This window comes from Martinezella sp. CNPSo 3732 (assembly GCF_057784515.1).
Genome location: NZ_JBXSOO010000003.1, coordinates 144,149 through 163,538 on the forward strand (window position 1 = coordinate 144,149; position 19,390 = coordinate 163,538).

Consider the following 19,390-nt stretch of genomic DNA (forward strand, 5'->3'; position numbering starts at 1 on the left):
TACCAGACTACGGGCTCAAGCGCTCCCAACTCTCGTCCATCTGATTACGGAACCAGGTCATCTGCCGCTTGGCATATTGCCGCGTCGCCGCGGATCCGGTTTCGATGACCTCGGAACGCGTCATCTCCCCTTTCAGCATCGCCGCGATCTGCATGACCCCGATCGCTTTCATGACGGGCATTTCCGAGGGAAGATCCAGTGCCAGCAGAGCCTGCACCTCGTCTTCCGCTCCCATCGCCAGCATTTTCTCGAAACGGCTGTTGATGCGTTCGTGCAGGATCGCGCGCTCGGGCATAACCACGATCTTTCGCGCGCGGTCGGGATTAATGATCATTGGTCCGTTCTTCCCCTGAAAAGCGGCGATGGACCGGCCCGTCGCTTCAATCACTTCCAGGGCGCGAACGATGCGCTGCCCATCCTGCGGGTTCAGCGTTTTCGCGACGGCGGCGTCGCGCTCCACAAGCTCACGATGCAGAGTTTCCGCCCCTTCCGCCAGCAGCCGGCCGCGGAGCCGATCGCGGATATCGGATGGAATCTCGGGCATATCGGAAAGCCCGCCCGTTAGTGCCTTGAAATAAAGACCCGTCCCCCCGACAAAGACAGGCATTCTGCCCTCGCCGCGCAAGCGTTCGACCAAGGTGCCGGCCTCGCGCAGCCAGGCGCCGGTCGAATAGGCCTGGCTCGCCGGGACGTGGCCATAAAGATGGTGCGGAATACCTTCCATATCTGCTTCATCCGGCCGCGCGGTCAGCACGCGCAGGGTGTCATAGACCTGCATGCTGTCGGCATTGATGACGACGCCATCGTGCGAACGCGCCAATTCTACTGCCAGCGCGGACTTGCCGCTGGCGGTCGGCCCGGTTATCAGGATCGCGTCGATATTGCTCATAGGGTTTCTGCTCATGGCCTTCGTTGCCACGCTTATTGCCAATCCGTCAAACCCCGTTCTTGTTCCGGCTATCGCCGAACAGGCGGCTGATGCCGTCAAAGCGTCCGGGCTCTATTGGCTTGCCGACGGCATCGCCTGCGATATCGCACTGCGCGACGGGACCGATATTGCAGCCGCCGAGGCCAATATCCTGGCTGTGATCGGCAGCCAGCCGATCGATCTCGCCATCCAGAAAGCGGAAACCCGCCGCAAGGAATTGCTGATTGCCGATATGGACTCCACCATGATCGGCCAGGAGTGCATCGACGAGCTCGCCGCCGAAGTCGGCCTCAAAGAGAAGGTGGCGGATATCACTGCTCGCGCCATGAACGGCGAGATCGCCTTCGAGCCGGCCCTGCGCGAACGCGTGGCTCTCTTGAAGGGACTGCCGATCTCTGTCGTAGATGATGTCATCGCCAAACGCATCACACTGACGCCGGGCGGCCCCGAACTCATCGCGACGATGAAGGCGAAGGGATATTACACCGCCCTCGTCTCCGGCGGCTTTACCGTCTTCACCAGCCGCATCGGCGCGACTCTTGGCTTCGACGAAAACCGCGCCAATATCCTGCTGGAAGAAAACGGCATCCTGACCGGACTCGTCGAAGAACCGATCCTCGGCAAGCAGGCCAAGGTGGATGCGTTAAACGATATAGCCGAGAGGCTCGGAATTTCCGTTGATGACGCGCTGGCCGTCGGCGACGGCGCAAATGACCTCGGCATGCTGCAGCTTGCCGGCGCCGGCGTCGCGCTGCACGCCAAGCCGACGGTCTCCGCTCAGGCCAGGATGCGCATCGACCATGGCGACCTGAGTGCTTTGCTCTACATCCAGGGCTATCGCAAGACGGACTTCATCAAACCATAGAGTGGCACAGATCGCCAAAACCAAGGGTTGCAGATGATTATCACCGAAACCGATCGCCTCATCATCCGCAACTGGCGCGAGACGGATCGCGACCTGGCCTACGAGATCAACTCCGACGAAGCTGTCATGGAGTTCTTTCCGTTTCGCCGCAATCGTACGGAGGCGGACGCCTTCTTCGATCGGGTCCAGTCGATGATCACGGAAACCGGGCTCGGCCTCTACATGCTGGAGCTGAAGGAAAGCGGCGAGGCAATCGGCTATTGCGGGCTGGTGCGGACGGATCATCTGGAGCCCTTCGTCACGGTTGGAACGATCGAGATCGGCTGGCGGCTGGTGGCAAGGCAATGGGGCAAGGGATTGGTCACCGAAGCAGCACGGGCATTGCTATCCTATGGCTTCGGAAAGCTCGACCTGGATCAAATCGTGTCCTTCGCGGTGCACAACAATGTCAGGTCGACCGCTGTTATGGAGCGGATTGGCATGCACCGCGTCGAGGGCGGCGATTTCAATCATCCCAACGTTCCCGACACCCATCCCCATTTGCAGCGCCATGTCCTCTACCGCCTGACCTCTGCCGAGTGGCGCTCCGGGCGATGACGACAATCGAAACATCTCGGCTGATCCTGCGGCCATGCCTGGCAGAGGATCGCGAGCTGTTTTATGAGCTGAGCTCCGACCCGGCCGTTCTCGAATTCTTTCCCTTCAGCCGCAGCCGCGAGGATGCCGACACCATCTTCGCGATGATCCGGAACGTCATCTCCGAACCCGGCTTCGATTTTCTGGTTCTGGTGCTGAAGAATAGCGGCGAGGCAATCGGCTTCTCGGGGCTGTCCAGGGCGCAGCTCGCCCCTTATTTGCCCAGAGATGCCGTGGAGATCGGCTGGCGGATATCGGCGCGCCATTGGGGCAAGGGCTACGCAACCGAGGCCGGCATGGCGCTCATGCGTCACGCGTTCACCATCCTGAATCTCGAAGAGCTCCTATCGATCGCCGTGCATAACAACAGCCGAGCGCTCGCGGTGATGCACAAGATCGGCATGCACCCCCATCCGGCCTGGGATTTCGGCCATCCGCAAATCCCGGAGACGCATCCGCACCTGAAGCGTCACGTTGTTCACCGCCTGAGCGCCGCCAAGTGGCGCGCGCAGCAGACAGAGCAAGCCGGGAGCTGAATTCTACTCCAACGCCACAGCGATGAAGCGCAAGTCACCGTTCGGAGACGCGATCATCATCTGCGCATTGCGGCGTCCCTCACGCTTCAGCGAGGCCACCTTGTCCGAGGCGGCACTCGGGGTCTGGACGAATTCCTGAGCGACCTCGACGACGACGTCGCCAGGCTTCAGCCCCTTCTCCGCGGCCGCCGAGCCTGGCGCTACTTCAGTGATGACGACACCATCGACGCTGTCGGCAATGCCGAAGCTCTTGCGGTTTTCTGCCGTCAGCGTCGAGAGCTTCATTCCAAGGATATTCGAGGTCGCCTGGGCTGGCGGCTGAGCCTGCGGCGATTGCTGCGGATCGCCGCCCTGATCCTGTCCGTCCATGCCATCGTCGTCGCCATCGTCTCCCTGGTCGGGATTGATGACGCCGTCGCTATTGCCCTTGTCGTCGGGTGCGAGCTGCGGCTTCTTGTTCTTGTCGGTGCTTGCGGCTGCCGCCTGGTCGCCGTCCTCCAGTCGTCCGAGCGTCACCTTGATGGTCTGCTGCTTACCATCGCGATAGATGACGACATCGACTTCCTTGCCAACAGGGCTTTCGGCGACAACGCGCGGCAAGTCGCGCATCTCGTCCACATCCTTGCCGTCGAATTTGAGGATGACATCGCCCGCTTTGATGGAGCCATTGTCGACCGGACCGCCCTTGATGACGCCGGCCACGAGCGCGCCCTTGGCCTCTGAAAGGCCGAGGCTGTTGGCGACATCGTCCGTTACCGGCTGAATGCGCACGCCGAGCCAGCCGCGGCGCGTCTCGCCGAAGTCACGAAGCTGATTGACGACGCCTTCCGCCAGTTCGGAGGGCACGGCAAAGCCGATGCCGATCGAACCACCGCTCGGCGAAATGATCGCCGTATTGATGCCAATCACCTCGCCCTTCATGTTGAAGAGCGGACCGCCGGAATTGCCCTTGTTGATCGCCGCATCTGTCTGGATGAAGTTGTCGTAGGGGCCGGCGTTGATATTGCGGCCTCGCGCCGAGACGATACCGACGGTGACGGAGCCGCCGAGGCCGAAGGGGTTGCCGATCGCCATCACCCAGTCACCGATCCGCATCTTGGAGGAATCGCCGAACTTAACGGCCGTCAACGGATGCTTCGGCTCGACCTTGAGGACCGAAAGATCGGTCTTCGTATCGGTGCCGATCAGCTTGGCTTTCAGCTTCGTGCCGTTCGGGAAGATCGCCTCGATATCGTCGGCGCCTTCAATGACGTGATTGTTGGTAACGATATAACCGGAAGGGTCGATGACGAAGCCGGAGCCGAGCGAGCTCACCTTGCGATTGCTGTCGTCGTCTTTCTTATTGTTGAAGAAATCGTTGAATTCATCCTGGTAAGGCGAATTGTCAGGCACCTTCGGGGTCGCCGGCCCATTTCCCTCATCCTTGACCTTCTGCGATGTGGAAATATTGACCACCGCATCGAGCAATCCGGAAGCGAGATCGGCAACCGATGCCGGACCGGCACTTATTGCCGGGTTCGTGGTGATCGAGGGAGATGCTGCCGGAGGTGTCTGATTATTGGTCGCGGCCGGCGGCTGGGCACCTGCGGCCGCACCGCTATTCTGCGCCTGCGCATAAGCCTGTTCGGTAACACCCGCAACGGGGCCGGCAATCAGTGCAATGCTTGCGAGCAAGGCAAACGAACGGCTGAAAGGCAGGCGATTGGTCGAAGCCATCAGGCATCCTCATAAAGAAAGGGAAAACTTGTATAAGCATCAACATAAGGCGGAATGATGAAGCGTGAAATCACCTTTTTGAGAAATCCCCGAACCTCCTCGCCGCCGATGCTTGCAGGCTGAAGGTGGTGCAATCCGTCATAAAGAAAAGGGCCACCCTGAGGCAGCCCTTTCGTTTCGGTGAAGCGACGCCTTAGTTCGCGGGCGCCGTCGGATTGGCGAGTGCCGGCGCGCCCGAATTGGTCGCAGAACCCGCAGGACTGTCAAAATACTTGAAGAAGTCCGACTGGTTCGGCGGCAGGACAAGCGTTTTGCCACCCGAGGCAAGCGCCTTGGTATAGGCGGCCATCGAGCGATAGAACTCATAGAAGTTCGGATCACGCTTGGAGGCATCCGCGAAGATGCCGTTTCGTTCGGCTTCGCCTTCACCGCGCAGAACTTCGGAATCCTTCTGCGCGTCAGCAACGATCTCGACGACCTGACGGTCCGCAACCGCCCGGCGACGCTGCCCCTCTTCGTTACCGCGCGCGCGGATCAGCTCGGCTTCCGCCAAACGCTCGGCCTTCATGCGGTCGTAAGTGTTCTGCGACACTTCCTGAGACAGGTCCGTGCGGCGGATGCGGACGTCCTCAATGTTGAGGCCGAGTGTTTCCGCATCGCGATGCAGATCATTGCGTACTTCCGTCATCATCGCGGCACGCTCGTTGGAAAGCGCCGCCTCGAAGCCGCGCAGACCATAGACACGACGCAGAGCAGCGTCGAGGCGGGTCCTGAGACGTGATTCAGCCGCATCGCGATCACCCGAGACGGTCTCGCGGAACTTGCGGGCATCCATGATCTTGTAGACGACGAAAGCATCGACTTCGTAGAACTTGCCGCCGGACACCTGGACACGGATATTGTCCAGATCGAAGCGGAGTTCCTGCAGCTGCACATACTGGACACGGTCGGCATCCATGAAGGCAAAAGGCAGCTTGAAATAAATGCCCGGCTCCGTCTTCACGTCACGAATCTGGCCGAAGCGCAGGACGATCGCCTGTTCACGGGCATTGACCACGAATACCGACGAATAAATAAGCAGCAGCACTGCCGCGAGCGCGATAAGAATGGCTGGCAAACGGCTGGATGTCATTATTTGGCCTCCGGCTGAGTTGCAGCAGCGGGCTTGCCCGCCTGGGTCGTGGGCTGCTTGCTGACTTCATTCAGCGGCAGATAAGGCACGACGCCCTGCTTGTCGTCGATGATGATACTGTTGGAATTGCCGATGACGGACTCCATCGTTTCAAGGAATAGACGCTTGCGCGTGACCTCTGGCGCCTTGACGTATTCGTCGTAGATCGAGATGAAGCGCTGCGCCTCACCCTGAGCTTCCTTCACGACACGATCCTTGTAGGCAGCCGCTTCCTCGCGGATCTGAGCCGCGCGACCGCGGGCCTGACCGAGCTTCTGGTTGGCGTATTGATTGGCCTCTTCCACCTGCTGGTCTTCATTCTGCTCCGCACGCTGCACTTCTTCGAATGCGTCGGCCACTTCGCGCGGTGGCGAGACATCCTCGATCGGAACAGCATTGATAGAGATACCGGAGCCGTAACGATCCATCGTATCCTGGATGATGCTTCTGACCTCGGTCGCAATTTCCTGACGCTTGTCGCGATAGATGTCCTGAGCCGGGCGGCGACCGACGACCTCGCGCATAGCGCTTTCCGCAACCTGCTGCAAAGTCTCGTCGGGGGTCTCGAGATTGAACAGATAGGATTGCGGGTTGGTCACGGTATAGAGGATCGAGAACTGCACGTTGACGATGTTCTGATCGCCCGTCAGCATCAGACCGGCATTCGAACCGGCCGAGGAGCGGCCACCGATATTGCGCTGCTGCTCGGTAACCTTCACGAATTCGATGCGGTCCATCGGCCAGATATGGAAATGCAGGCCGGGCATCGAGACTTCCTCACGCGGCTTGCCGAAGCGCAGCTCAACGCCACGCTCGTCCGGCTGCACGGTATAGATGCACTGGATCAGCCAGAAAACGGCAATCACTCCGATGATGATGAGCACGACGCCTGCGTTGAAGCCACCAGGCACGAAACCTTTCAATCGGTCCTGACCGCGGCGAATGATATCCTCCAGGTCCGGAGGCCCTCCATTGCCGCTGCCCCGCGGCCGGTTCGGTCCCTGCCCCCAAGGTCCCTGATTATTTCCGCCGCCACCGCCGCCCCATGGGCCACCGCCGCCGCCATTCTGATTGCTCCAAGGCATCAAAACCTCTTTGTTTGTTGACTCCCGATATCGCGCCAAGCCCACGAAATCCGTGGGTGGCGGCGATTGTTTCCCGTTATAGGTATCGAAGCACCTGCTTTCAACGCGACTTCAGGAAGTTCGTCGGATTCATTGGAAAATATTTGCTTTTTGGGGGCAGCTCTTATGCTTTTCGCCTGAAATAGCGAACGAAACGCGTGGGATAAGTGTCCTTTTCTCCAGCCGGAACGGCAAGTTCGCTATCCGCCTGCCAGATGCCGGGATCGATCTTTGGAAAGGATGTGTCGCCTTCCACATCCGCCTCTACATGGGTGATCAATAGCCGGTCGGAGAGATCGATCGCCTGCCGATAGATTTCGCCACCGCCGAGGATGCAGATTTCGTCGACATTGTTCTCCTTGGCTAGACCGGATGCAACCGTGATCGCTTCATCGAGCGAGTGCGCGACCGTTATCCCCTCGGCTGTAAAATCGGTGTCGCGGGTAATGACGACATTCGGCCGGCCCGGCAACGGCTTCCCGATCGACTGGAACGTCTTGCGTCCCATGATCACGGGTTTGCCGAGCGTCATCGCCTTGAAACGCTTGAGATCGGACGACAGCCGCCAGGGCATATCGCCTTCGCGCCCGATGATGCCATTGCGCGATATGGCAACGACGATGGTCTTGATCGGCTGGGTCATGCGTCTCCCTCAGTCTGCGTCGCCGACGCCAATGCGAGTCGGTTCGGCGACTTTACATCATGATGGCCGCAACGGCAGATGGAAGTCGCCCGTCTCAACCGCGCATCAGCCGCCGCTGTTCAATTTATCAAGCTGGCCAGCCAAAAGGCCTCCCTCCTCCCGATCCCTGGCCATCCTCCGATAGAACCCGGCCATGCCCTTAAAGATCAAGGCGGCCGGATCATCCTCGCCGAGGAATTCGGAAATCTCCTCCATCTCCGCGACCCAGCGATAGGCTTTCGGATACATGTCCGGAATGCCGTGGACGAATTTTGCATCGAGATCCGGCAGGCTTTCCTGAAGCTCGCGTTTCAGGGCAGCATCGGCATCCGAACGGATGGCCGCAAGCAACATGGCGGTGCCGAGCCCCGTCACGCCCTTGTTGATGCCGGCATAACACATCTTCAATGCCGAGGCCGCGCCGATCGCCCCATCGATACGGCGAACCTGAAGTCCGTACTCGATAAGCACACCACTGGCGTTGGCAATATCGCCGCTTACGTAGAGTTTCGGCCCCTTCTGGCCCGGCTTCGGCGGACCGCCGATGATGGAGCCGTCGAGGACCATGCCGCAATCGCCGCCGAAAATTGCCGCAACCTCGGTCATGGTCTTCGGCGAGATCGCATTACAGTCCATGAACGTCGTCTTCGCACCGACCCGACGCAGTTCAGCGGCGACCTGCTTTGCAACGCCGACAGCTTCAGCCGGCGGAACGATGGAAAGAATGAGAGGCGACGCGGCTATGGCGTCCAATCCAACCAGCTCCATGCCGGCCGTTTTCGCTCGCTCGATGGTCGAAGCCGAGCGTCCTTCGAGATAGGTGAGCACCCTCGCCCCGTTTTCGACCAAGCGCCGGCCAATAGCACTTCCCATGGCGCCGGCTCCGATGACTGCGATCTCCACGGCCAATCTCCTTCTCCGATCGAGGAAGATGGCAGCATATCGCCTATCATCTGGCCGCACGAGCGGAATGCCTTGCGGTAACGCTAAGTTTAGCGCGGGCCGTCAAGCGTTGCGAAGCACGAGGACGGCATAGATGCAGGGCTCATCGCTTTCATTCTTGAAGACGCAATCCGTCGGCGGACCGAGTTCGAGGCAATCGCCCGGCGACATCGAGTGCCTCGTATCTCCCTCGAGAAAAGTCAGCCGTCCCTCCAGCATCCAGATGAGCTGCCGCATGAAGGCATAAGCCGATGCGGGCATCGGAACCTCCGCACCCGCAGGCAATTCGATACGGACGAGATCGAGCGGCAGGTCCGACTTCGGGGAAACGTGCCGGCGCTCATAGCCCGTCTGCGGATCGACCCAGACGGGCTGCTCTTGCCTCCGAAGAAATCGGCCCTGCTGCATCTCCGCGCGCGCCATCAAAGCCGACATGCTCAAGCTGAAGGCACCAGAAAGCTTGCCTAGCAGCGTCGCCGTCGGGCTGCTTTCGCCGCGCTCTATCTTGTGGATCATGGCGCGGGAGACTGTTGAGCGCTCCGCAAGCTCCGTCAGCGACCAGCCGCGGCTTTCCCGTTCGATGCGAATGCGTGCGCCGATCCGCCTATCAATATCAGCAAGTTGAGACATTCGTTTTATTATAGTGGACTTACGCTGAGCTGGCAATTAGCGCCCTACGCATCCAAAACGTCGTCTCGTCCGGACTTTGACAGCATGAAAGAAGAAACGGAATCCTCCAAACCTGACGGAGGCTTTTTTTTGGATTGCCGGATATCTGTATTAATATAGTGGACGGATATGGAAATCGATGTATGACAGGTAGAGCAACAACAGATCCATCTGATTTAGTGGACAGCCACGGAGCGACCGATGCATATTCGCGATGCGAGAGACGAGGATCTCGCGGGAATAACCGCGATCTACAATGACGCCGTCGCCAATACCGCAGCGATCTGGAACGAAACTCTGGTCGATATCGGCAATCGCAGGCAATGGCTGCAGGATCGGCACAAGCTTGGCTATCCGGTGCTCGTCGCGACCGACGATCGCGGTGACGTGGTCGGTTACGCCTCGTTCGGTGACTGGCGCGCCTTCGACGGCTATCGGCACACGGTCGAGCATTCGGTCTATGTCCGCAACGATCAGTACCGTGGCGGCATTGGCAAGGCGCTGATGATCGAACTGATTGGGCGAGCCCGGGCGATCGGCAAACATGCGATGGTCGCAGGCATCGAGGCCGGCAATGTCGCCTCCATCCGCCTGCACGAAAAGCTCGGTTTCCAGCAGGTCGGCCTTCTTCCGCAGGTCGGCACGAAATTTGGGCGCTGGCTCGATCTTGCCTTCCTGCAACTCCTTCTGGATGAGCGCGTCGATCCCGACAGCAAGCCCACGGCCTAGGGAACGAACACCATGCCGATTACGGTGGCAACGCTCATTCTCGCCCGCATTGCCGGTCGAAACGCTTAAACCGCGACTTCGGCCGCGATTGCCGCGTGCGGCTCATACCCCAGAACCTCGAAATCCTCGATGCGATAGTCATCGATACTGTCGGGTCGGCGTAGTAGGCGCAAGGTCGGGAACGGCTTCGGCTCACGGCTGAGCTGCTCGCGGATCGCATCCAGATGGTTGAGATAGAGGTGGACGTCACCACCCGACCAGACCAGCTCGCCCATATCCATATCGACCTGCTGCGCGACCATGGCGAGCAAAACCGCCTGTTGACAGATGTTGAATGGATTGCCGAGGAACAGATCGCATGAGCGCTGGAAAACCATCAGGCTGAGACGCGGCCGCTTGCCCCCTTCGGCCGAGATGTTCGATACGTGGAACTGATAGACCATGTGGCAGGGATGCAGCGCCATGTCGGCAAGTTCTCCGACATTCCAGGCATGGAAAATCATCCGGCGGCTGCTGGGATTGGTCTTGAGATCCTTGATGACAGCAGCGAGTTGGTCATGCACCCGGCCCTCTGCATCGCGCCATTGCCGCCACTGCTTGCCGTAGACCGGGCCGAGATCGCCCCATTGCAGCGCAAAGGCCTCGTCCTCCAGAATGCGCTTTTCAAAAGCGACCTGATCGATCTCTTCGCATGTCGCCTTGCGATATTTCGCCAGCGGCCAGTCGGTCCAGATCCGCACATTCTCTTTCAGCAGATTGCGGATATTGGTGTCGCCCGTCAGGAACCAGAGCATCTCCTTGACGGCGAGCTTCCAGTAGACGCGCTTCGTCGTGAAGATCGGAATCTGTCCCTTCGAGAGGTCGAAACGCATCATCGCGCCGAGGCCGCTCAAGGTGCCCACACCCGTGCGGTCGATCCGGCGATCGCCGTGCTCGAGCAGATGCGCCATCAGGTCGAGATATTGGTACTCCGGGTGACGAGCCATCTTCTGCTCCGAAATCGCTTGAATTTGCGGATGGCACGGATGCCAACAGCGGCCACTTGCCGCCGCGTACCCGGCCGATTCCTTTTTCGCGATTTTAATGACAAGCCGAGACGAAACCAACCACGGCGAAACATAATTCAAGCGAATCTCGCGCCCGCAGATGCAAAGCGATGTTTCGGCGAAGCATTTATGACAATTGCCCTTCCCTTCGTCTGCGGAAAACACTATATCATCCTTGCCGGTCCTCGGGCCGGCTATGGCGATAAATGAGCGGTGTAATAAACCTATTGGACCCGGGGGCGGTACCCGGCGCCTCCACCAAAAACCGGCCGGCAAGACTGGCGACAGACCGGCTTTTGATGGGGGCGAAACAGGATCGACAAGGGTGTAAAGATCGACTTTTCGCTCGGCATTGTACCGCCGTTATCGGGCTAAAATTGTAGTTGCAAACGACAACTATGCGGAAGCTCGTCTCGCTGCTTAATCGCGGTGTGACACTTCAAATAAAGTCCTAAGGGGTCGCACTCTTAGGCGGGGTTCGAAGGCACCTGGCAACAGAAGCCTTCACCTTCTTCTCCAGTGCTATATTATGGATCGACACGCGGTGACTCGCGCATAGGGCTTTTCCGGCGGCGCTCAGCGTGGCATAAGCCTATAAAAAGCATGGCCAACGAAAGACAGGAAAGCATGGGGCAGGATCATATCCGCTACGACATTTTGGCACAGGACGCCCTGCGTGGAGTGATCCGCAAGGTGCTGACCGAGGTCGGCGCTACAGGCCGCCTGCCCGGTGACCACCATTTCTTCATCACTTTTCTGACCGGCGCTCCCGGCGTGCGCATTTCGCAGCACCTCAAGTCGAAGTATCCGGAGCAGATGACCATCGTCATCCAGCACCAGTTCTGGGATCTGAAGATCAGCGAAAGCCAATTCGAGATCGGCCTCTCCTTCTCCGACGTTCCGGAGAAACTGGTCGTCCCCTTCAACGCCATCCGTGGCTTCTACGACCCATCAGTCAATTTCGAACTGGAGTTCGATGTCCCGTTGGCTGACGACGAAGAAGAGACCTCCACCAGCGAAATCACCGCCTATCCGGTGCCGACCGAAGGCGAGGAAGCGCCCGCGGCTGCAGCCAAGGAGGGCGAGGAAAAGAAGCCGGGATCGGTCGTCTCCCTCGACGCATTCCGCAAGAAGCAATAGGCATTGGAGGGGAAGCATTCGCTTCCCTTTTCATGTCGGTAACGGAAGAGATAGATGAGCGCCGAAATCGTCAATCTGCGCCAGTTTCGCAAAAAGCAGGCCCGTTCGGACAAGGAAAAGCAAGCGGAGCAAAACCGCATCGCCTTCGGGCGAACCAAGGCCGAGAAGAAGCTGACGACGGCGCTTAACGAAAAGGCCGAGAAGACGCACGAGGCCGGGCGAATCGAAACCAAGAAGACCGAAGACTAGTTTAGAGCCCGCGATAAAAAACTCCAGAAATCAGTTGCTTACTTCCGCATTTTGAATCACTTTCAGAGATATCCCGCCATTTCCGATTTTTGATCGATCCGCTGATGATCCGTAAACATTCCGCGACGCTTCATGGCCATCGCACAAGCTTTTCCCTTGAAGATGCCTTCTGGACAGAACTGAAGGCTATCGCCAGCGCGCGCGGCACGTCGCTCGCAGCGTTGATCTCCGAGATCGATGACGGGCGTGAAGCAGGCAGCAACCTCTCCTCGGCACTTCGCCTCTATGTCCTCAGATGGCTGAAGGATCGCAATTGAACGGTTGCGGGAAACTGGCGACAATGTCGTCAGCGCGCATCAATCGCTCGACATAGATCGATTTGCAATTTGTCCGCCCTACTGGGCAACTCCCGGCAATTCATTGAAGTTCAACGGTGCCGTCGTTTGCGGTGCAGGCGGGTGCTGCGCTTCGGCCTTGGCTCGCGCGTCGGCCGCCGCCTTGGCCTTGGCTGCCTCCTCGGCTGCCTGCCTGGCACGAGCCTCTTCCTCCACCTGCTTTTGCGCAGCCGCCTGCCGGGCCAGATCGCGCAGCCGTTCTTCTTCCGCACGGCGCTGCTGCTCGACGGCGGCATCGCGCTGGCGCTGAGCCTCGCGCACGCCTGCAACATACTTGTACAGCGCCACCTCGCGCCGCAGCCGCTGCTTTTCAAGCACATTGGCCTGCAGGCGCTCGACACGCCGGCGCTCGCGCTCGAATGCCCGAACCGACAGGAAGCTGGTCACGTCCGTCACGTCCATTGTCCGGCCGGGTGAGTCCAGCGGTCCGGCGAAATCGAGGCGCAGCGCCGGTTCCGCTCCGCTCTGCGCTTCTGCGCCGGCGTTGAAATCGATGCCCAGAGAGCCGCGCATACGCTCATCCGGCAGGCTGATTTCGGCATTGCCCGAAAGCTTTGCCAGATCGTTGCTGGCAGCAATATTGGTCGCCCGCACCACGCCGGCGGAAATGTTGAAAGGGATGCTGGTCGCCGGAAGGACCGCTTCGCCGTTGTTGAGCAGCGTCTGCACGATCGGCAGCACCTTGGCGGCGGTGATATCGCCCTGAATCTGATCAGTCGCCGAGAGGAGCGGTGGCATGACGGAAAGATTGAGGCCACGCACATGCGTCTCGCCGAGCTTCATTTCACCCGAACCGCTGGCATTGGCCGCGAGGTCGGCAATGCTTTTGCCGCTCGCTTCGGCATTTATCGCGAGGCCGAAGCGGCCGGTGGCAAGCGGCGCACCATCGCGTTGCCAAGCGACAGCAGCAAGATCGCCGTTGGCAAGGCTAAGCTTCGTCTGCAGCAGACCGGTACCGTCAGAATTGGCGAACATCGCGCTTCCGGTCAGCGTGCCGCCATTCCAGCCACCCGTCAGATCGTTCAGCCGCAATTCTTCGCCCTTGTAGGTCGCATTGGCGGTGAAATTCGAAATGGGGCCGAATGTGCCGGGCCATACCTGTTTTGCGGAAAGCTTAACGCCGATATCCATCCCGCTGAAGGCAGGCAGGCCGAGCTTATCCCGGTTGAGAGCACCCGTTTTCGGATCGCTCATCGGCCCGTAGATGGCTTCCGCCAGCCAATCGAGATCCGCCTTGTCGAGCGACAATTCACCCGACGCCTTGAGATTCGGCGCCTTCCGATCGACGGTCAGCGTGCCGGACATATTGTTGTCGGCAAACAGCCCCTTCATGTCCGAAAACACGATCTTGTCCGGGTTTAGGGCGGCATTGGCCTGGAACTTCACCGGCAAACCGGCGCCCATCTGCGGAATGCCGATGCCGTTCATCACGAAATACGGATCGATGTCAGCGCTTTCGAGCGACAGCGCTATGTCACCGTTGAGGAAGGTCGCTGGACGGACATCCACCTTGCCATTTGCGGTAAACGACGTCTTGTCAGTCGCAAAGGTGAGTGCGGCATCCGCCGGATCGGTGCCGCTTGCGGACACTTTCAGCGTCAGACGACCATTGGCATCGGCCTCAACAGGCAATGGATCGAGACCCGCCTGGCCGAACAGGATCGACGTCACCGAATTTTCCAGCGTTCCCTCGAGCGTCGTGGTGCCCTTGCCTGCGAAAGCCGAAAGATCTGACATGCGATAATCGAAATTGACACGGCTGCCGTTGGAAACGCCGGCAAGCGTCACCGTCAGCGCATTGTCCTGATCCCCGCCGAGCGTCACCGCCCCGCGAAGAGCAGTGTTTCCATACCATGCGGCATTGCGCACCAACCGGTCCATGACAGGATGATGCGGCAGATGCTGGCGCATCATTTCGAAGAACGGCCCGGGATCGGCAGCCTTGAAGGTGATCTCGCCCGATCCCTTGTAGTCGGAAGGCGTGCCGTCAGCGCGGCCGGTTGCGGTGATTTCGGCGCCGGCGACATTGCGCACCGAAAGCTTATCGATCGTCAGAGCGCCGTCGGCAACGGAGAAGGACGTATCGACATTATCGGCCGGCACGCCGAATGCCATGAATTTTCCGGCCTGCAGATGCGCCGTAATCCGTTGGTCGAAGAGGGATTCTCCGCTATCCTGGCCGGTGAAGAGCCCGGTCAGCGCCCTCAGCGCGTCTAAGTCGAGAGTATCGCCGGTTAGATCGACGGCAAGCTTTGCCGGGATTTTGTCCGTCCCGCTCTGGCGATCAACGCGGCCTTTCAGCGTGGCCGAACCGATTGCAATCTCAAGATTTTCGAAGCGCTGTTCGTCATGCTTCAGGCTGACATCGGCGGAGAAGCCGGCCTGACGCAGCTGGCGTATCGCCGGATCGACCGACCCTACAAGCCACGACGCCAATCCCGAGGGCTGATTGGATGCGACAATCAGATTGCCGATGAAGTTCGGCTCGCCCCGCAGCATGAGATTGCCGCGCGCTTCGACCTGCGTGCGACCGGGCATCGTGCCGATCGCATGATCGATCTTCCATCCCGTTCCCGCCGGTTCGAGATCGAGCTGTACATCGCGTATGGTCGTGTCGCCCGCCACGATCGCCGGCAGGCGGAAGATCGCCTTGCCGGGGACTTGCGGCACCGGGATTTCAGCCGCGATCGCAATCAGATTGTTCAGGCGCTGACGCGCGGAGATCGCCGGGTTGCGGTTGGTCTTGCCGTTGGTGCCCTTGTTGTTGCCGAGACGATTGACGTCAATCTGCTGGCCATCGGCCGTCAGCAGGAATTCCGGCTTGGAACCCGTATCCAGCGTCGCCTCGCCGGTGACGACATAGGGATCGTCATCGGCGCCGACTTCGAGACGGTATTCGGGAACGCGAATGCGATCATTCGTGAGTTCGAAACGGCCCTTGATGCGGGGCTGCGCCTTCTGGTCGGCGGAATCACGCGCCTGCTTGTCGTTTACCCCAGCTGTGAAGGAGCCCATGTAATCGGGCTTGCTGTTGACGAGTTTCAATTCGCCGTCGAGATCGACATTCAGCGGATGACGATCCGGCATCAGCCGGGTGCGGACTCGCAGGACGCCGTTGTCATCAGGCTGGCTGCTGGAAACCGTGAAATTGCCATGCTCGTTGTCGAGTGCCGCATCACCCTCGATACGCCAAGGACCGGCAAGCGATCTGGCCGACATCTGGGCGTTCAGGCCGGTGACATGCCGGGTCCTCCCCGTCTGCTCGTCTATGAAGAGAATGTCGCCGTCTTCGACGTGAACGCTTTCGAGCACAACGGACTTTGCGGGAATTTCCGGCTGGCTGCCGCGCATCCAATCAAGCGTGCCATCCTTCAGCAGCCGCAGCCGTACCTTGGGCTTGGATACCCGCATGTCGAAGATCAGCGCTTCGCCGGAAAGAAAAGGCGCAAGTTCCGCATCCATGGAGAATTCGGCCACCTGCACCAGCGGCGTGCCATCGGCCTCCTGACCGACACGGACATCGTGCAGCGTCACCGACGGGAACGGCAGGAGCCGCGCATCCACGGTGCCATGAACGGTCACCTTCTTGCCGATGATGCGGCTCGCCTGATCCTCGAAATTCTTGCGAAAATCGGTCCAGTCTATGAAGAGTGGAGCGAGCAGCGCCACGAACAGCACCACCACGAGCAGTCCACCCAGAAAAACCAGGACCCTACCTAACAACGCGTATCGTCTCCAATCTTCATTCCCAACATATGCAGGCGTCGCTTGTCAGAGCGCATACGCGGCATAACTTAGACCATGCACGGTTCTACCCGACCTCCACCTGTCACCGCAGCTCTTTTCAGGAGATACGCCCCATCTAGCGCATATCGGTGGCTTTTCATGGCAAAAACCGGAAAAGTGCGGATGCAGCCTAGCGTCATTCGCGCTTGTAGCAAGCCAAGATCATGAAAATATTCCATCTTTCAGTGCCTGCGGAATATCTTCCCTGGATTGAAAATGGCATCCGGATCGAGCGACTCCTTGATTTGACGCATCAGATCGACCGCATCGCCGAGCTCCTGCTCCAGAAACGCCATCTTCCCCTGCCCTATGCCGTGCTCGCCCGTGCATGTGCCATCCATGGCGAGCGCACGCGCGTTGAGGCGCGCGACGAATTCCTCGACGACAGCGATCCCTTCAGGGGTTTTGTCGTCGAACAGGACGAGCACATGGAAATTGCCATCACCGGCATGGCCGACAATGGGTGCCAGCAGGCCATGCGCCTCGATATCGGCCTGGGTTTCCGCGACGCATTCGGCAAGCCGCGAGATCGGCACGCAGACATCGGTCGATAGCGCAGCCAGCTCCGGCGCCAGCGCCCGGCAGGCCCAATAGGCGTCATGACGGGCTTTCCAGAGCTTGTTGCGCTCTTCCGCATTGCTGGTCCAAAGGAATTCGCCGCCGCCGCATTCCGCCGCGATCTCGGCAAATTGCGCCGACTGCAGCGCTACCGTCTCGTCGGTGCCGTGGAATTCAAGGAAAAGCGTCGGCTTCTCGTCATAGGTCAGGCCGGAATAGCGATTGCAGGCCCGCATCTGCATGGCATCGAGCAACTCGATGCGCGCGACGGGAACGCCCATCTGGATGGTCATGATGACCGCATCGCACGCCGCCTTGATATCCGGAAAAGCGCAGGCACCGCCAGCGATCTTCTGGGGAATGCCCTGAAGGCGCAGGGTGATCGAGGTCAGCACGCCGAGCGTGCCTTCGGCGCCGACGAAAAGCCGTGTCAGATCGTAACCGGCCGACGATTTCTTGGCGCGGCGGGCGGTGCGGATTTCCTCGCCGTTGGCGGTAACAACGGTCACGGACAAGACATTGTCCTTCATCGTGCCGTAGCGCACGGCATTGGTGCCCGATGCGCGCGTCGATGCCATGCCGCCGATCGAGGCATTGGCACCGGGATCGATGGGAAAGAACAGGCCGGTATCGCGCAGGTAGGTATTAAGCTGCTCGCGGGTGACGCCGGGCTCGACCGTGCAATCCAGATCCTCGGCATTGATTTCGAGAATGCGGTTCATGCGGCTGAAATCGATGGAAATGCCGCCCCGGGGTGCATTCACCTGTCCCTCCAGCGAAGATCCGGTGCCAAAAGGAATGACCGGAACCTTATGTTCGGCACATGCCTTCACGACAGTCCGTACGTCCTCGCTCGTTTCAGCAAAGACCACGCCGTCCGGCAGCTGCGATGGGATATAGGTGGTGGTGTGGGCGTGCTGGGCACGAAAACTTTCGCCGGTCTGGAAACGCTCACCGAAGGCCTGCTTCAGAATGCCGAGAACGGCGGATATGCCGGCCTCATTGCGTGTTCCCGCCTTTGCATCAGCCAAAACCATAGTCCGAATCTCCCATCGCGGTCGTCCAGGGCGTTAACCCCTCTCGGTTCTATGGGACATTTGGGGCGGGGCTGTCCAGTGATGAAAGTGAGCGGCTATCGCGCATAAGTTCAAGTTTTGTGCGACTGATCAAAGCCGGGACGATCGGTTGGCCGGAAAAAGCATCACCGCAGAATTTTGCCTATATTTTAATCAATCCACAGCGCCAACGATCACCGAACATTCACCTTCATCCATACCCTGACACCAAGAGGCAGTTTTCCGTCGACTGGCATATGTTTTGCCTTTCGCCTTTCAGCTTTCACACAGCCACGATTGGAAGGACATTCGATGAAGCGCAGACAAATGCTCACGGCACTCGGTATCGCGATGCTGGCGATGGGGTCGATTTCCGCCCCTGGCGCAGCTCGGGCGGATGCCCTGAGCGACATAACCTCGCGCGGCACGCTGCGCGTCGCCGTTCCGCAGGACTTTCCGCCCTTCGGTAGTGTCGGTACGGACATGGCGCCCATGGGCTATGACATCGACATGGCCAATCTGATCGGCGAAAAGCTCGGCGTGAAAACGGAACTTGTCCCGGTCACCAGCGCCAACCGCATTCCCTATCTCCAGACCAACAAGGTTGATCTGGTCATATCAAGCCTCGGCAAGAATCCGGATCGTGAAAAGGTTATCGATTTCTCCGATGCCTACGCGCCTTTCTTCAACGGCGTCTTCGGCCCCGGCGATGTCGCGGCCGCGAAGCCGGAAGACCTTTCCGGCAAGTCGATCGGCGTCACCCGAGGCGCGATCGAGGATCTGGCGCTGACCAAGGTCGCGCCCCAGGATGCGACGATCAAGCGCTACGAGGACAATAACGGTACCATCTCCGCCTTCCTCTCCGGCCAGGTCCAGCTGGTTGCGACCGGCAATGTCGTCGCGGCGGCCATTCTTGCCAGAAATCCGCCGAAGAAGCCCGAGATGAAATTCCTCATCACCAACTCCCCCTGCTTCATCGGCCTCAACAAGAACGAGCAGGCATTGCAGAAGAAGGTCGACGACATCATTGCCGCCGCCAAGGCGGACGGGACACTGAACAAGATGTCACAGAAGTGGCTGGGCGCCGACCTGCCGGCCGGCTTCTGATCAACGCAGGACCGATCTCACCGTCATTCGGCGGCGTGATCGGTCTCAGCGAGGCT

Annotated in this window: 18 protein-coding genes and 1 other RNA gene; 9 read left to right on the forward strand and 10 right to left on the reverse strand. The window is 59.5% G+C overall.

Annotated features, from left to right (window positions below; translation table 11 throughout):
* Nucleotides 1–7: 7 nt before the first annotated feature.
* Nucleotides 8–889 (reverse strand): tRNA (adenosine(37)-N6)-dimethylallyltransferase MiaA, encoded by an 882-nt coding sequence (miaA, locus tag AC13RM_RS09365; RefSeq protein WP_440478345.1) that lies wholly within the window; start codon nucleotides 887–889, stop codon nucleotides 8–10.
* 13 nt (nucleotides 890–902) lie between these two features.
* On the opposite strand from miaA, the gene serB reads away from it, so the two are divergent.
* Genes serB through AC13RM_RS09380 form a run of 3 tightly spaced genes read left to right on the forward strand, consistent with a single transcriptional unit; the run spans nucleotide 903 to nucleotide 2,965 of the window.
* On the forward strand, nucleotides 903–1,793 hold the full coding sequence (serB, locus tag AC13RM_RS09370) for a phosphoserine phosphatase SerB (protein WP_440478346.1): 891 nt from the start codon (nucleotides 903–905) through the stop codon (nucleotides 1,791–1,793).
* 33 nt (nucleotides 1,794–1,826) lie between these two features.
* Nucleotides 1,827–2,390: a GNAT family N-acetyltransferase gene (locus AC13RM_RS09375; protein WP_488554879.1), complete on the forward strand. Its 564-nt coding sequence runs from the start codon at nucleotides 1,827–1,829 to the stop codon at nucleotides 2,388–2,390.
* Complete coding sequence (locus AC13RM_RS09380) at nucleotides 2,387–2,965, forward strand: GNAT family N-acetyltransferase (protein ID WP_488554880.1); 579 nt, start codon at nucleotides 2,387–2,389, stop codon at nucleotides 2,963–2,965. Before AC13RM_RS09375 ends, AC13RM_RS09380 begins: the two co-directional genes overlap by 4 nt.
* 3 nt (nucleotides 2,966–2,968) lie before the next feature.
* Here the strand turns inward: AC13RM_RS09380 and AC13RM_RS09385 are convergent, their stop codons facing one another.
* The 6 genes from AC13RM_RS09385 to AC13RM_RS09410 form a co-directional block, all read right to left on the reverse strand.
* Nucleotides 2,969–4,681 (reverse strand): DegQ family serine endoprotease, encoded by a 1,713-nt coding sequence (locus AC13RM_RS09385; protein WP_488554881.1) that lies wholly within the window; start codon nucleotides 4,679–4,681, stop codon nucleotides 2,969–2,971.
* 193 nt (nucleotides 4,682–4,874) lie between these two features.
* Nucleotides 4,875–5,813, reverse strand: coding sequence for a protease modulator HflC (gene hflC / locus AC13RM_RS09390; protein WP_113230556.1), 939 nt, complete (start codon nucleotides 5,811–5,813; stop codon nucleotides 4,875–4,877).
* Nucleotides 5,813–6,937: an FtsH protease activity modulator HflK gene (gene hflK, locus AC13RM_RS09395; RefSeq protein ID WP_488554882.1), complete on the reverse strand. Its 1,125-nt coding sequence runs from the start codon at nucleotides 6,935–6,937 to the stop codon at nucleotides 5,813–5,815. Before hflK ends, hflC begins: the two co-directional genes overlap by 1 nt.
* Before the next feature lie 163 nt (nucleotides 6,938–7,100).
* Nucleotides 7,101–7,619 (reverse strand): dihydrofolate reductase, encoded by a 519-nt coding sequence (locus tag AC13RM_RS09400; protein ID WP_488554883.1) that lies wholly within the window; start codon nucleotides 7,617–7,619, stop codon nucleotides 7,101–7,103.
* A gap of 105 nt (nucleotides 7,620–7,724) precedes the next feature.
* The gene (locus AC13RM_RS09405) at nucleotides 7,725–8,561 is read right to left on the reverse strand and encodes an NAD(P)-dependent oxidoreductase (RefSeq protein WP_488554884.1); all 837 of its coding nucleotides are present in this window, start codon (nucleotides 8,559–8,561) and stop codon (nucleotides 7,725–7,727) included.
* 102 nt (nucleotides 8,562–8,663) lie between these two features.
* Nucleotides 8,664–9,230: a helix-turn-helix domain-containing protein gene (locus tag AC13RM_RS09410; protein ID WP_374814964.1), complete on the reverse strand. Its 567-nt coding sequence runs from the start codon at nucleotides 9,228–9,230 to the stop codon at nucleotides 8,664–8,666.
* 240 nt (nucleotides 9,231–9,470) lie between these two features.
* Between AC13RM_RS09410 and AC13RM_RS09415 the strand changes: the two genes are divergently transcribed.
* On the forward strand, nucleotides 9,471–9,998 hold the full coding sequence (locus AC13RM_RS09415; protein WP_374814966.1) for a GNAT family N-acetyltransferase: 528 nt from the start codon (nucleotides 9,471–9,473) through the stop codon (nucleotides 9,996–9,998).
* 65 nt (nucleotides 9,999–10,063) lie between these two features.
* Here AC13RM_RS09415 and AC13RM_RS09420 read toward each other — a convergent pair whose 3' ends face one another.
* On the reverse strand, nucleotides 10,064–10,984 hold the full coding sequence (locus AC13RM_RS09420) for a thymidylate synthase (protein WP_374814968.1): 921 nt from the start codon (nucleotides 10,982–10,984) through the stop codon (nucleotides 10,064–10,066).
* Between the two features lie 198 nt (nucleotides 10,985–11,182).
* On the opposite strand from AC13RM_RS09420, the gene ssrA reads away from it, so the two are divergent.
* The 4 genes from ssrA to AC13RM_RS09440 all read left to right on the forward strand — a co-directional run bounded on the left by ssrA (nucleotide 11,183) and on the right by AC13RM_RS09440 (nucleotide 12,750).
* Nucleotides 11,183–11,553: a transfer-messenger RNA gene (gene ssrA / locus AC13RM_RS09425) on the forward strand.
* A 118-nt stretch (nucleotides 11,554–11,671) separates the two neighbouring features.
* A complete protein-coding gene (locus AC13RM_RS09430; protein WP_113230549.1) occupies nucleotides 11,672–12,184 on the forward strand; it encodes an SspB family protein in 513 nt (170 codons plus the stop codon).
* Between the two features lie 54 nt (nucleotides 12,185–12,238).
* Nucleotides 12,239–12,433: a DUF4169 family protein gene (locus tag AC13RM_RS09435; protein ID WP_113230548.1), complete on the forward strand. Its 195-nt coding sequence runs from the start codon at nucleotides 12,239–12,241 to the stop codon at nucleotides 12,431–12,433.
* A gap of 104 nt (nucleotides 12,434–12,537) precedes the next feature.
* Nucleotides 12,538–12,750: a ribbon-helix-helix domain-containing protein gene (locus tag AC13RM_RS09440; RefSeq protein WP_092716493.1), complete on the forward strand. Its 213-nt coding sequence runs from the start codon at nucleotides 12,538–12,540 to the stop codon at nucleotides 12,748–12,750.
* A gap of 78 nt (nucleotides 12,751–12,828) precedes the next feature.
* Here AC13RM_RS09440 and AC13RM_RS09445 read toward each other — a convergent pair whose 3' ends face one another.
* Both AC13RM_RS09445 and AC13RM_RS09450 read right to left on the reverse strand, forming a co-directional pair.
* Nucleotides 12,829–16,551 (reverse strand): AsmA family protein, encoded by a 3,723-nt coding sequence (locus AC13RM_RS09445; RefSeq protein ID WP_374814971.1) that lies wholly within the window; start codon nucleotides 16,549–16,551, stop codon nucleotides 12,829–12,831.
* 245 nt (nucleotides 16,552–16,796) lie between these two features.
* A complete protein-coding gene (locus tag AC13RM_RS09450) occupies nucleotides 16,797–18,209 on the reverse strand; it encodes an FAD-binding oxidoreductase (RefSeq protein WP_374814972.1) in 1,413 nt (470 codons plus the stop codon).
* A gap of 345 nt (nucleotides 18,210–18,554) precedes the next feature.
* Between AC13RM_RS09450 and AC13RM_RS09455 the strand changes: the two genes are divergently transcribed.
* Complete coding sequence (locus tag AC13RM_RS09455; RefSeq protein WP_374815607.1) at nucleotides 18,555–19,334, forward strand: transporter substrate-binding domain-containing protein; 780 nt, start codon at nucleotides 18,555–18,557, stop codon at nucleotides 19,332–19,334.
* Nucleotides 19,335–19,390 lie beyond the last annotated feature (56 nt).